The following is a 14,902-nucleotide window of genomic DNA, read 5'->3' as shown; positions in this document are numbered from 1 at the left end:
TAGTTTCTCTTAAAACAAGTGTTATACGTTAATATTGTTAGAAACTTAAAAAAATATATAATGAAAAAAGTACTTTTATTAAATATTTGCATCTTATGTGCAATTACATTACAAGCACAAAAATCATTCTTTGAAGCCCTTGAAGCTAATGGAGAAAATGCAATTTACGAGGGTTTTGCTGGTATCTCTCCAAATGGAGGTGGTACCTGTAAATTTGCAAGATCGCTACCAAAAGTTAACATAAGCATACAACGTATAGGTACAGGAATTCCTGTTGGTTTTGTTGGAAAACCAGTATCGAAAGATTGGGGAGAAATAGGTGAGACAGAATTAAGTGATTATGGTAGAATGGATAGTTACCCACATACCATGTATATGAAACATACCCATACAAAAGAAGGCTATGTTATTATAGACGATATTATTTTTGTTTTAGATAAAATTCCAGATGAAGGATTACCTTCGGTTAACGATATAACTAAGATTTACGTACTGGTTAAAAATGATAAAACTACCACTAATAAAAAAAAGAAAGGCGGACTTCTAAGGAAAATGAAACAGAAGTTTAAGAGTACAGGACTTAGCCCAACTCATAAATACTTAAAAAGTGTAAATCTTGTAGAAAAGTTTACCAATTATGTAGAAGCTATGCAAGCAAAACAAAATGCCTATACACTTACCGTTAAAGATAAAAACGATATTGCTAAAATTAAAGCAGCACGTAATCCAGGAGATGCAGAGATTAAACGTTACAACGACTCTATAAAAGCAACACCAGAGTATAAAGATTTACAGAGAAGAATAAAGCAAAACGAGCAAAACTATCAAAGCGCAAAAGCAAGAAATAAAGTAACACTCCAAAATAATACAGGAAACACCATTTATATAGGTAAATCTGGGAGCCGTAATCGAGGAACTAAAATTGAAAGTGGTAGTACAGCAACTTGGAGTTGTGATGTAGATGCTTACTTGCAAACAGAAACAAAATCTGGTGGCAGCTATAATTATAGCACTACAAATAATAAAGTCTATAGCTCAAATTCAGGATGTGGATCTACGATCGCTATTAATGGTGTTTAGTATTTACTTGAAGTAGAAAGTAAGGAAGTAAATAGATCTGTATTTTGTAATAGACAATGTCCTAGAAAAAAATAAAGCGTTTATTTTATAAATAGCAAATAGGTAATCGCTTTTATAAATTATAAAACCCTCAAAATTCAATTGAATTTTGAGGGTTTTAATTTTACTAAACTTCATGTTTTTTTCTTTTACAAAGCCAAATGGCTCTTTATAAAGTTCTTTGTAAGTATTTCACACAAGCATAGTTTCTTTGGTTTTTATAAAAACATAATCTATTTAAAATGAAAAAGAAACTACTTTATTATATGCTGCTTGCCGTTTTTACTATTAGTGCAAATGCGCAAACCTTTGATTGGGAAACTGCTACACTAAATGGAACCAGTCAAAACCCTAACTCATATGTAAGCCAAGTTATAAATGGGCAATACTTTGCGAGTTTTAGTACACCTAACCAGAGTCCTATTCTTTTAACCACAGCAGGTCAAGGAACATCTGGCTTATCGGTTATAAACCAACAACTTGAAACTTCTGTAACTATAGGTGTTAATGAAAGTGTAGGTACTACAGTTAGTAGTCTTAACATACAAAGTATTAAGGTGTTTGAAGGAAGTAATAATCAAAATTGGACATTCAAATCTTTAGATGCTTCTGGAAATGTACTTAATACAACAACCGCAAACGTAAGCCAAAACGCTAGTGTAGTTACATTAAATTGGACAAATGTTCGCCTTATTGAGATTACCAGAACTAACGGTTCAAGTTCTAATTTTGGGGTAGACGATATTGTCTTTACACCCACTACACCAGCACAACCAATAATTTATGTTAACCAAAATGCTACAGGAAATAATAATGGAACTTCTTGGGCAGACGCTTTTACAGATTTAACCGATGCTATTGCTTTAGCAAATTCGTCTAATGAAATTTGGGTAGCACAAGGCACCTATTTACCAACTGTTCCAACTGGGGGCAATGGGAGAAACCGTACCTTTAATTTACCAGATAATGCAAAATTATATGGTGGTTTTGTTGGTACAGAGACCAGTATTTCTCAACGTGATTTTAGAGCAAATATTACAACTTTAAGTGGCGATTTTAATAACGATGATACTGTTAACTTAATAGATACAGAAGCTACAAGACAAGAAAACGCAATTCATGTTATAACACTAAAAGGTAATGTTAAAAATATAATTGTAGATGGATTTACTATTTCTGGCGGAAATGCAAATGGTATTATAGTCAGTAATTGTAATATAACACCTAGCTCGCAATACGATAATAGAAGAGGCGGCGCTTTATATACTCAGCCCTACAATTCTGGTGATATTGAAGCTGAAATAGTAAACTGTGTATTTGAAAAAAATACGGCTTCAGATACTGCAGTGTTTTCAAGTTTTTACCCTTGTGGCGAGCAAAATATTTCATCTACAATAAATTTTGAATCGTGCATAGTTAGAGATAATTATTCTGCTACAAATTCAGCCTTTCTACTTAATGGTGCTGATGGATATTCTCAAAGACTTAATTCTATTATAAATAACTGTTTGTTTAATAATAATACATCAGCCAATGGAGCGTCAGTATTTTATGTAACAACTAGTGGAGGAGGTAACCCAGGTTCAAATGGCATAAACGTTCAAGTTATTAATTCTACATTTTCTAATAACACAGGTTTAAATGGTAATACTATAAGAATTAATAATAATAGTGGTACAAACCTACAGTACTATATGTTTAACTCTATTATTTGGGGCAATGGTAGTACAACTCCATTTTTAATTTCTGGTAATACAACACAAGTAGCAAACACTATTGTTGAGGGAGGACAGCAATTAGGCACAAATAATAATCCATTATTTTTAAATGCCTCTCAAAACAATTACAGTTTGCAAGGGTCTTCTCCAGCAATTGATGCTGGTAATAATGCTAGGGTTCCAACAGGAATTACACTAGATTTAGCAGGAAACCAACGTATTTTTAATACTACAGTAGATATAGGCGCTTATGAATTTGGAGGAGCAGCACCAGTAACAAGAACTTTAACCCTCAACGCAACCAATGGTAGCATAATTGCCAACCCTACACCAACTAACGGAACCTATGCCGATGGAACGGTAGTAACATTAACGGCAACACCAGCTTCAGGTTATCAATTTGATGGTTGGAGTGGAGACGTTACAGGAACTACAAACTCAATAAGCATTACTATGGATGCAGACAAAATAGTAACTGCTACGTTTAGTCAACAATGTTTAGTAACCATCCCAGATACTAACTTTAAAAATTATTTAGTAGGAAATACCGCCATAAATACCAATGGCGACACCGAAATACAATGTAGCGAAGCAAGTGCTTTTACAGGAACAATGTATGCCGATAATAAAAGCATTTCAAATTTAACTGGTATTGAGGCTTTTACAAATATAACAGAGTTAAATTGTGGTGAAAATCAATTAACGAGCTTAAATATAACCCAAAATACGGCATTAACAATGCTTCGTTGTGCAGATAATCAATTAACTAGTTTAGATATAAGTCAAAATACAGCATTAACAGAACTTTATCCTCAAGATAATCAAATTACTAGTTTAGATGTAAGTCAAAATACTATGTTACAATATTTTTACTGTTATAACAATCAATTAACTAGTTTAGATATAAGTCAAAATACTATGTTAATCGCTTTACAGGCTCTTAATAACCAGTTAACTAGCTTAGATGTAAGTCAAAATACAGCATTAACCCAACTATTTCTTCAAAATAATCAACTAACCAATTTAAATATAGCAAATGGTAATAATACAGGTATTAATAATTTTAGCACTCTAAATAATGCTAATTTAACTTGTATACAAATAGACGCAGGTTTTACGCCTTCTGCAAACTGGCAAAAAGATGCAACTGCAAGTTATAATACTAATTGTGGTACGCTAAGTATTAATGATTTTGAACTAGAAAACATTTCTATTTATCCAAATCCAGTAAGGAATACTTTATTTATAGAACTAAAAGAAACTTTGGTAAGTATGGAGATTTTTAATGTTGTAGGAAAAAAAGTTTTAGAAAGTGAGATCTCTAGTATTAATGTTTCAAACTTATCCTCAGGATTGTACTTCTTAAAAGTGCATACAAAAGATGGTAAAATAGGTGTAAAACGATTTGCTAAAAAATAAGTTTACCTCAAAATTAGGTACTGTTTAAAGCTCGGTTATAATGACTGAGCTTTTTTCATGCCTAGACATATTAGAAAACTAATTAAGAAATATATGTAGACTATCTTTTAAACACTGTACCATAACGTTCATTTAAAATTATTAAATAAATGAGTAATCAATACCCTAAAGAGTTTTTTATACAATTTTGTGTACTCTAAAACGGTATTAAAATATTACTACTACTACCTTAAGAAATGGTATGTATTTAATTATTATAGAAGACGAAACAAGGAAACTTTTAACAAGACGTTTTATTAAACAATAATTAAGTTTTAAATCTCGTAAGTGCTTTTGCTTACGAGATTTTTCATTTTAGAAATTGAAAAGAGTACTTCAGAAGTCCACTTAACTTTAAACAGATATAGTATGAGATATTTGCTATAGATACCCAAAATAACCTAATCATGAAAAAAATAATTCTAACACTTACTTTATTAATAACAACAATTGCGTTTTCACAAAACAATTTGTTTGATAATATCTCTACTGAGCATCAATATACGGAATACTCTTCTGTTAAAGCATCAGGAAGAAATGGAAAATATGTAATAAAAAACAAATATACGATAGTTAAATTTCATAAAGAATATTTACCTACTGGAGAAGGTTATAAAATAGAAATCATAGTTGATAATGAAGGTGAACACAAAGGAAAATCGAGGTATTTATTAGATGCTACAACAGAAGGAGTAGTATGTAAAGGACAGCCGTACGAGAGTCTTTTAACTACGCCATCTCCTAAAAGGAGCTTTGTGGCGATAGATGACTATGTTTTTGTGCTTTGGGGAGCTGAAAAAGATGGCGTTTCTTTTACAAAAATTGATAGAGTTTTTATTAAGAACGGAGCAGAAGAACCAAAGTCTGACGGAAAGAAAAAGAAGAAAAAATTCTCTTTTAAAGATAAATTAAAAGCTTTAAAAGCCGCCAAAACTGGAGGTGCATTTTTTGGTCCTGAGCACAGCGCTTTACAAAGTCAGAATATAGATAAAATGATAACCGATTATCTTGTTGCTATGAAAGCGAAACAAGATGCAAGAACACCTGCTGAATTAAAAAAAGAAAATAATGTAAAAGCAGCTAAAAAGAGACAAATTGCTAAAGACGCTCAAGCCGAGAAAGACGAATGGGCAGAAGCAAAAAGATATAACGATTCTGTTAAGGCAACACCAGAATATAAAGATTTAGAACGAAGAAAAAGACAGAACGAATTAAATTATCAATCTGCTCAGAAACGAGATGTAGTAACGCTTCGTAATAATAGTAGCCGTACTATTTATGTGGGCACAAGTGGTAGCCGTAATCCTGGAACAAAAATACCTGCTGGAAGTACAGCATCTTGGAGTTGTGGTAACACAGTAAATATCAACTAACTTCAAAACAATCTTAAAATTATGTTTAAATACCTAATAGTATTACTAATACCCTGTATGCTTTTTTCTCAAAGTAAAGCGCCTACAGAAGCCATTAACGGAAAATATTATTTAATGGCTGCAGAAAAAGGAATTGGGAGTAAAATGACTAAAGAAAAATTATTTCAATATGCTACATGGGGAAGCGATAAGGTATTAATTGTAGCTGCTTGTGAGCGGTGTTCGCCTGCAATGTATAAATACAATAAAGAAGAGAGCGAAATAATGGAGGTACCAGTTTTTTACAATGCTGTAGGACTTTATATGATTACTTACGATGATGAAAGTTTTGTAATGATGGTTCCAGCAAATAAAAACAGTAAAGACTGGACTGATTTTACCTATAGCAACTTTTATAGTAAAAGTAAAGCGAAGGCTGATGCTATGACCAAACAAAAAATTGTAGATTTTATTTCAACGCTATAATAAAGTTTTATTCACGAATAAATACATTAAAAAGTTTCAACTACAATAGTTAATTAAACACTTTTTATGCGACGACTTAGGAGGTGTATAGCGTAGTTATTAACCACCATATAGTTTATTAATACTACTTTTATACGTTTGACCAATAGGAATTTTATGTTCACGTATCAAAATACGGTTACCCTCAATAAACTTTATTTTGCTAATGGAAACAATAAAAGATTTATGAACACGTAAGAAGTTAGATGTATTTAACACCTCTTCATAATGCGATATTTTTTCATGGCTTACAATCATTTCATCCTCTAAAAAAAGTTTGGTGTAGTTGCCATAAGCCTCAATGTATAACAAGTTGTTTAAATCTATTTGATGTTGCTTTTTATCACCTTTTACAAAGAATCGTGTTGCAGTATTTTCAGAATTTGAAACTTCATTAATACCCCTTTTTGGAGTTAAGGTGTCTGCTATTTTATTTACAGCTTTCACCAAACGGTTAAAACTAAAAGGTTTTAAAATATAATCTACAACATTCAACTCGAAACCTTCAATGGCATGTTCCTTATAAGCTGTTGTAATAATAGCCTTTGGAGGGTTTGTAAGCGTTTTTAAAAAATCTAGACCTTTAAGTTTAGGCATATTAATATCTAAAAACATAAAATCTACTGTGTTTTCATTTAAAAACTGCATGGCTTCCATAGCATTATAACAATTTTTTTCTAATTGTAAATGTGGTAACATACTGCAGAACTCTTCAATAATTTCATGGGCTAAAGGCTCATCATCAATAATTATGTATTTAAGCATGTTTAGAAATTTTTAAAGTTGTTTTATAAATATTACCTTCTTTATAGTTATTTAGTTCGTGCGTTTTCGGGTAAATTAAAGACAATCTACGTTTTAGATTTGTAAGTCCAATTCCTTTTGATAAGCTAATTTCTTTAGGGTCGAAATTATTTTCAATATCAAAAACAATAAAATTGTCCACTTCATATAGATTTATATTAATAAATGCAGTTTCAGAAAGCGTTTCAACACCATGTTTAAAGGCGTTTTCTAATAGGATGATAAATAATAAAGGAGCTATTAATTCATCGGTATTTATATCGTGCTTAAATGATATATTAACAGATTTTTTATATCGAATTTTATGAAGCTCTATATAGTTGTTAAGGTATTCAATCTCATCAGCAACTTTTACAGTTTCTTTTTCACCTTCGTAGATGGTATAACGCATCATATCAGATAATTTTAGGATGACATCTGGTGCTTGTTTAGAGTTTTTAATAGTTAAAGCATATAAGTTATTTAATGTATTAAAGAAAAAATGTGGATTTATCTGACTTCGTAATAGGGACAATTCTGTTTTAGATTTTTCAGCTTTTAAGTTTTGAATCCATTTCCATTGTTCAAAAATCCAAACCAAAAACAACACAGGAATTGGCAAAAAGAATATAAAAAACGGAAAGTCTTCTTTAATTTTTAAATAGGCTTCTAAATCGCCAGAAAACAATCTTAAATACAAAAAATACAACAATAATGGTTTGTAAATAAAAGCTATTAATTTCCAGTATTTTTTAATAAACGTTGGTATTAAAACATAAGCCAAACCAATCCAAAATCCTATTAGTAAAATAAAGGTTATTGGGTTGTCTGGAAGACGCATTAAACTATCTACAATTAGCGCAATAAAAAAGAGCGTAACTAACCCTAATATTTTATAAACGGTCGTTCTTTTTTCTTTTAAGTAGTTAAAGTGATGAAAAGGCAAAGCAATAACAAGTCCCCAAAATAGGGCATAAATAATAATTTCAATAGGTTGGTTTTTAGGAAGTAGAATAAATCTAAAGTAATCCAAAATATAGAAAATTGGGGCTATAAAGAGCAACCCAAAAATAAAGGCTTTATATTTTTTTAAAAACTGAATCATACCTCAAAAATAGTCACGTTATCTCGTCTTCACAACTTATTGTACAAACAGTATTGTTTTTAATATAAACATGTACTTTTTTAATATCAACCCAATTTATAGTAGTAGGCATAGCGTGTAACCTCTTTATAAACCTGTTTATCAAATATACTTTAATACCCAAAATCATGCCTATATGTTTGTATTAAAATGAAATGAAATCTAAAACAAAGCACACTTTAAAGCATACTAAAATAAGAATGAAACAAGATGCATTAATGTGTGACTTGGAATATAAAAAAGACATTACAAATCAATCAATTTAAAAACAAATAGTTATGAATACATTACAAATTAATAACCTTACCAAGACCTATCCCAATGGTGTAAAAGCTTTAAACGGAATTAATCTAGAAATTACTAATGGTATGTTTGGTTTATTGGGGTCTAATGGCGCAGGAAAATCATCATTAATGCGCACCATTGCTTCTTTGCAAGAACCCTCTTCAGGACATATTCTGTTTAACGCTATAGATGTCGTTAAGCAACCTCATGAAATTAGAAAACATCTTGGCTATTTACCTCAGGAGTTTGGTGTATATCCAAAAATATCTGCTGAAAAATTATTAAATCATTTGGCCGTTTTAAAGGGTATTATTAATAATAAGGAACGTAAAGAACAGGTTACTGCATTATTACAACAAGTTAATTTGTACCAACACAGAAAGAAGGCTGTTTATACATTTTCTGGTGGAATGCGTCAACGTTTTGGCATAGCACAAGCCTTATTAGCAAATCCGCAATTAATTATTGTAGATGAACCCACGGCTGGTTTAGACCCAGAAGAGAGCAATCGTTTTTTAAACTTGTTAAGTGAAATAGGGGAGAACGTCATTGTTATTCTTTCCACACATATTGTAGAAGATGTAAAAAATTTATGTCCAAAAATGGCCATACTTGCTGATGGAGAAATTATATCTCAAGGCAACCCAACAGATTTAGTGTCGAGTATTGAAGGCAAAATTTGGACAAAAATAATACCTAAAACAGCTATTGATAGTTACAAGAAAACATTTGATGTTATCTCTATAAAACTAGTTTCTGGAGAAACACAAATTCGTGTATTGTCTGAAAACAAACCTGAAGTTGGGTTTAACATCATCACACCTAATTTAGAAGATTATTATTTCGCAACATTGTTTAATCACAACAATTTAAAAGGGTAAGCCATGTTTAAAAAATTATTACAATTCGAAGTTTTTTATCAATTAAAACAGCGCGCATTCCCTATATTTTCAATCTTATTTTTAGCAATGGGGATGTTTGTTGCTAGCCAAGGTCATGCACCAACAGGTATTAACTTTAATGCTACGTTTCAAGTCTATTTTCATGCCAGTCTTTTCACATTAGGTAGTGTTTTTATCATTATGTTTTTTGCTATAAGTGCTATGCTTAGAGACAAACAGCATCATATGGAATCTTTAATTTACAGCTCTTCCATTAAAAAAGGTCACTATTTTTGGAGTCGTTTTTTAGGAACTTTTATTTTTAGTGTTCTTGCTTTTTCACCTTTTCTTTTAGGGTATTTTTTAGGATTGCATTTTTCAAATTTAGATTCAGAACGCCTCGCAGATTTTAATTTGCTAACGTATTTACAGCCGTTTCTTTATATCGTAATTCCTAACATTTTTATCTGTTCAACACTTATATTTTCTGTGAGCACACTCACCAAAAATAGTACAGCGACTTATGTTAGTGCTGTGTTTATTTATATGCTATATTTTGTGAGTTCTATCTTTTTAAACTCGCCATTATTGGCACAATCTGTTCCAGCTTCCCCAGAAAGTATGGCTTTGGCAGCAATTGCAGATCCTTTTGGTATTGCTGCATTTTTTGAGCAAACACAGTATTGGACTCCTTTTCAAAAAAATACGCAGTTGTTGTCGTTTTCAGGATTATTTCTTCTAAACAGAATTATTTGGATACTTGTTTCAATAGGGGTTCTATTCGCTACCTATAAATTGTTTTCATTCAGAAAGTTAACAAAAAAAGTCAAAAAAGAATCAAGCGTAATAAATAACATACAGCAGTTGCCAATAGCATATAAAACAGTAAAAGCATGCTATAATTTTAAAGGGCAAAGTATGGCTTTTTTCACCTTATTAAAAATTGAATTAAAAAATAGTGTTAGAAGCTTGCCTTTTATTGCGGTGCTAATTATGTGGCTATGTATTGTTTTTTCAGAATTATATGCCACAGTAGTAAGTGGTGGCGAATATAGTGTAAGCATATATCCATTCACCAATCAATTAATAAGCTTGATTGTAGATCCATTAACCATTTTTAGTTTAATATTAATCGTTTTCTATAGTTCTGAAATCGTATGGAGAGAGCGAAGCTTAAACTTTAATAGTATTCTTGATGCTACACCAGCCAAAAATTGGGTGTTCTTTTTATCAAAGTTCTTCGCCTTATTATTGTTGCCAATACTATTGATAACCACAGGTATTTTAATGTGTTTAGCATTTCAAATCAGTTTTAGATTATTCAAATTTTGAATTCGGTTTATATGCTTCGCTTTTTTATCATTACGGAATTCAGCTAGCAGTATTTTGTATGATGGCTTTATTTGTAAATAGCTTGGTTAAAAATAAATATTTGGGCATGGGAATCTTTGGGTTAGTTGTGCTTTTAAGTTTTAAATCTAGCATGTTAGGTCTTGAGCATCCATTAACGAGCATTGGTTATTTGCCAAGGTTACATTCTAATAATATGGATGGGTTTAATGCATTTTCTGACTTATTTAATCATCTAGCTATGTTTTGGTTGGCATTAGGGGTACTGTTAGTCATTATTTCTTTTAAAATATGGAGTAGAGGCGTAGTAGCTACGTTTTCTTTAAAATGGAAACAATTAAAACAAAATTGGTCTAAATTACAGCAACTAGCATTTGCATTTTTTATGTTATTATTTATTGGCTCTGGAAGTTTAGTGTTTTACAATACAAATATTGTAAATGACTATACAACTAAAAGCGAACGATTGGATTTTCGTGAAAATTATGAACGAAATTTTAAAAAATATGATAGCCTAGAACGGTTAGTGCGTACAGCAATAAAAACGGAAGTAGCCATCTTCCCCAAAGAGCGAAGTTATACGGTAAAAGCATCAAATATGTTGAAAAACAAAAGCGAAAAACCTTTAGCAGAAGTATTTATAACAGAACGGATTCCGTTAGAAAACATTCGTTTAGAGAATGCAAAACTAGTTACTCATGATAGTGTTTACCAAACGTATTTGTTTAAGTTAAACACCCCTTTACAACCTAACGATTCGGTTAAACTTTTGTATAATTTAAAGCATGAGTTAAAAGGGTATGACACAGATATATCCATTGTAAATAATGGCACTTATATTAATCGTATGAGCAATTTTGAACCTATTTTAGGGTATAGTTCTGGATTAGAAATAGCAAATAATATAGAGCGTAAAAAAAGGAATTTACCAGAACGTGAAGTAGAAGATAATTCAGATGTACACATGGTCATGGAAGACATCCAATTTGAAAAAGTGAATTTTGAAACCATTATTTCAACCAAAAGTGACCAAACTGCAATTAGTTCTGGTAATTTAATAAACCAATGGGTTGAGAACGGAAGGCTTTATTACCACTATAAATCTAAAGACAAAATCATGCCAGCTGTAGGTTATTTTTCAGCAAATTATGAAACAAAAAAAGTGATGTATAACGGCATTTCAATTGAACAATATTTTGATGCAAATCATGATTTTAATATTGAAACCATTGAAAATAGCATCAAAGAAACTTTAGACTATTGTCAAGATCATTTTGGATCCTATAATTTCGATTATTTAAGAATTGTAGAAGTTCCTGCACATTGGCCATTTGGAGGCTTTGCGCATCCGGGAGTGATTAGTATGGTTGAGGACAGATTGTATTTAAAAAATGTTAGCCATCCTGAAACCTTTAATTTGGTCGCAAAGCGAACGATTCATGAAGTTGCTCATCAATATTGGGGACACACTTTAACAGCAAAACCAGTCGCAGGGGCTTCTTTATTTGTTGAAGGCTTTGCAAAATATACAGAAGCAGTTGTAATGGAAAAATTGTTTGGTAAAAGCGCCATTTATCAATTAACTGAAAATGCCAGAAGCAGATATTTTTCAGGACGTTCATTTGCAACTACAATTGAACCGCCTGTTTATAAAGTATACAATGAAGACTATATAGCCTATGGTAAAGCCTTAACTGTTATGCTAGCATTACGAGATTTAATTGGAGAAGAAAACCTAAATGAAGTACTAAAAACAATTACAGACAGACATCGTAATGTTAATAAGTTAGAAGCAAATACCATTGAATTTTTAGACGAAGTTTACAAAGTAGCACCTAAAGAGCAACATCTTTTAATTGCGGACTGGTTTAAACGCGTTATTACCTACGATTTAAGTTTAGAAGATAGTTCTTATAAGCTATTAGAGAATGGAACTTATGAAATTTCAGCAACAATAAAAGCGAAGCGTTTTCAGACTTTAAATACTGGAGAAGTAAAACAAATAGCTATTAATGAGCCTGTAAAAATTGGTGTTTTTACTACGCATCCCTCTCAGGTGAAAGATGATAGGTCTATTTTATATTTTCAATCAAATCACATCAATAAAGAAATAACTAAGATTAAGTTAATTGTAAAAGAGAAACCTAGATACATTTCAATAGATCCCTTTGGAACAAGATCTGATCAAAATTATACGGATAATAATTCTAGTTTATAAAAAAAACGCCTCATTAAATGAGGCGTTTTTCATGAAATTTAATTCGTTTTAAAACAAATGCTTCTGGGATATTTTACATAATATGGGGTATCTATTCATTAATAGATAAAAACTTTATAAACTTCTATAATAAACTAGAGATTATCCATAAAATTATAACACTCATTTTCTTTATAGTACTTTAGTATTTTAATATTAAAAATGAAATTAAAATATTTAAAAATAGGGTTGCATTTTTTATTATGGCTGTTATTGTTCATTTATCCGTTGACATCTTTAAATGAGCAATATCTTATTTTTAGAAATTGGTTATCGTTAGGCGCTATTTTTATAGCCTTTTACCTTAATTTTTTTGTTTTAGTGGATAACTATTTTCTAAAAAATAGAAAACTTCAATTTTATATACTAAATGTATTTCTTATTGTATTTCTATATATTTTAATAGGGAATATAGTCGGTAATAATTTATTTCATCCATCATTCACTGGAGAGCCACAACGTGAAATTAGAAGTGGTGCAATGACTACAGTTCAAGTTATTTTACCTATAATTTTAAGTATTGGTATGTGTGTCGCATTGAAAGTAAATACACGTTTAAATAAAAATAAGTTATTACTGCAACAAATAAAACAAACTCAATTAAACGCAGAAATTAAATATTTAAAATACCAAGTTCAGCCACACTTTCTATTTAATACACTTAATAATATATATGCATTAATTGATACATCTCCTGTTAAAGCCAAACAATCCATACATACTATGAGTAAAATGATGCGTTATTTATTACATGACGCTTCTAATAATAAAGTTCCACTAGTTAAAGAAATAGAATTTTTAAAGCGTTACCTAGATTTAATGCAATTGAGAGTATCTTCTAATGTAACGGTACAAAAAAATTTCCCAATTATTAATCAACCTATAAAAATAGCTCCACTCATATTCATCACTTTTATTGAAAATGCTTTTAAACACGGAATTGACGCAATAAAAGACAGTTGTATAACTATTAATTTGACAATTGAAAAAGACCACATAAACTATTCAGTAATTAATTCATTCTTTCCAGAAAAAGAAAAAATCACAGATTCTGGAATTGGGCTAGAAAACCTAAAGAAACGATTAGATATTTTATATCCAAATCAATTCAATTTAATTACCAAAGAAGAGAACAACACCTATATTGCACAACTAACATTTAAATATAAAGAGTAATGCTATCCTGTATTTTAATTGATGACGAGCCTTTAGCGCTTAACTTGTTAGAAGATTATGTTAAAGCTACACCATTTTTAAAGCTGATAGCAGCATGTAATAATGCTATTACTGCCATTGAAATATTAGAAAAAGAACCTGTTGATTTAATTTTTACAGATATTCAAATGCCAAATTTATCTGGAATGGAGTTTTCAAAACTAATTTTAAATAACAAGGCTAAAATTATTTTTACGACTGCGTTTGAAGAATTTGCAGTAGAAAGCTATAAAGTCAACACCATTGATTATTTAGTAAAACCCATCAGTTATCCTGAGTTTTTCACTGCTGCCAACAAAGCCAAACAACAACTACTTCAAGATACTAGCCAAGTGGCTATAGATGATTATATTTTTGTTAAATCAGATTATAAACTAATTAAGATTGATTTAAAAGATCTGATTTATGTTGAAGGACTTAAAGACTATTTAAAATTTTATACAGTTAATTCTGAAAAACCAATTCTTACCCTAAAAAGTATGAAATCTTTAGAAGAAGAGTTGCCAAAAAGCCAGTTTATGCGTGTGCATCGGTCGTTTATGGTAAATTTAAAAAAGATAACTACAATAGAGCGCAATCGTATTGTTTTTGGTGATAAATACATTCCTGTTTCAGAAAAATATAAAGACACTTTTCTAAAATTTATCAAATCAGATTTTCAATAATAGGTAAAATTCCTCGAAACGTCTATTAATCATCCATAGACATCTATTTCATTTTAAAAAGAAAATAAGATTCTTCAATTTTGATGTATTAATAAAAAACAGACATCTACGGTAAACTTACAGATGTAAGACTATTTTTTCAATTAAAAA

At 30.5% G+C, this 14,902-nt stretch carries 11 protein-coding genes; 9 read left to right on the top strand and 2 right to left on the bottom strand.

The annotated features are described in order from the left end of the window. The first annotated feature begins 60 nt into the window (after positions 1 to 60). From ACVC08_RS15455 to ACVC08_RS15440, 4 genes are all read left to right on the top strand, one after another. Positions 61 to 1,080: a hypothetical protein gene (locus tag ACVC08_RS15455; RefSeq protein ID WP_452602708.1), complete on the top strand. Its 1,020-nt coding sequence runs from the start codon at positions 61 to 63 to the stop codon at positions 1,078 to 1,080. 281 nt (positions 1,081 to 1,361) lie between these two features. Next, positions 1,362 to 4,256 carry an InlB B-repeat-containing protein gene (locus tag ACVC08_RS15450; RefSeq protein WP_452602707.1) on the top strand — a complete coding sequence of 965 codons (2,895 nt, stop codon included), beginning with the start codon at positions 1,362 to 1,364 and terminating at the stop codon, positions 4,254 to 4,256. A gap of 446 nt (positions 4,257 to 4,702) precedes the next feature. Then, positions 4,703 to 5,668, top strand: a complete 966-nt coding sequence (locus tag ACVC08_RS15445) for a hypothetical protein (RefSeq protein WP_452602706.1) — start codon at positions 4,703 to 4,705, stop codon at positions 5,666 to 5,668. A 21-nt stretch (positions 5,669 to 5,689) separates the two neighbouring features. Then, a complete protein-coding gene (locus ACVC08_RS15440; protein WP_452602705.1) occupies positions 5,690 to 6,133 on the top strand; it encodes a hypothetical protein in 444 nt (147 codons plus the stop codon). Positions 6,134 to 6,232: 99 nt separating this feature from the next. Here ACVC08_RS15440 and ACVC08_RS15435 read toward each other — a convergent pair whose 3' ends face one another. After that, positions 6,233 to 6,937 carry a LytR/AlgR family response regulator transcription factor gene (locus ACVC08_RS15435; protein WP_452602704.1) on the bottom strand — a complete coding sequence of 235 codons (705 nt, stop codon included), beginning with the start codon at positions 6,935 to 6,937 and terminating at the stop codon, positions 6,233 to 6,235. Next, a complete protein-coding gene (locus tag ACVC08_RS15430) occupies positions 6,930 to 8,060 on the bottom strand; it encodes a sensor histidine kinase (RefSeq protein WP_452602703.1) in 1,131 nt (376 codons plus the stop codon). Before ACVC08_RS15430 ends, ACVC08_RS15435 begins: the two co-directional genes overlap by 8 nt. A gap of 317 nt (positions 8,061 to 8,377) precedes the next feature. On the opposite strand from ACVC08_RS15430, the gene ACVC08_RS15425 reads away from it, so the two are divergent. From ACVC08_RS15425 to ACVC08_RS15405, 5 genes are all read left to right on the top strand, one after another. Next, positions 8,378 to 9,265 carry an ABC transporter ATP-binding protein gene (locus ACVC08_RS15425; RefSeq protein WP_452599820.1) on the top strand — a complete coding sequence of 296 codons (888 nt, stop codon included), beginning with the start codon at positions 8,378 to 8,380 and terminating at the stop codon, positions 9,263 to 9,265. A 3-nt stretch (positions 9,266 to 9,268) separates the two neighbouring features. Continuing rightward, positions 9,269 to 10,597, top strand: a complete 1,329-nt coding sequence (locus tag ACVC08_RS15420; protein WP_452602702.1) for a hypothetical protein — start codon at positions 9,269 to 9,271, stop codon at positions 10,595 to 10,597. A gap of 58 nt (positions 10,598 to 10,655) precedes the next feature. Beyond that, positions 10,656 to 12,833 (top strand): M1 family aminopeptidase, encoded by a 2,178-nt coding sequence (locus ACVC08_RS15415; protein WP_452602701.1) that lies wholly within the window; start codon positions 10,656 to 10,658, stop codon positions 12,831 to 12,833. A 201-nt stretch (positions 12,834 to 13,034) separates the two neighbouring features. Then, complete coding sequence (locus ACVC08_RS15410) at positions 13,035 to 14,048, top strand: sensor histidine kinase (RefSeq protein ID WP_452602700.1); 1,014 nt, start codon at positions 13,035 to 13,037, stop codon at positions 14,046 to 14,048. Continuing rightward, entirely contained in the window at positions 14,048 to 14,752 is a 705-nt protein-coding gene (locus ACVC08_RS15405) for a LytR/AlgR family response regulator transcription factor (RefSeq protein ID WP_452602699.1), read from the top strand. Before ACVC08_RS15410 ends, ACVC08_RS15405 begins: the two co-directional genes overlap by 1 nt. Positions 14,753 to 14,902 lie beyond the last annotated feature (150 nt).

This window comes from Pontimicrobium sp. MEBiC06410, from assembly GCF_053601615.1.
The sequence above is the reverse complement of the archived record's forward strand: the minus strand, read 5'-3'. Positions and strand labels throughout refer to the sequence as shown.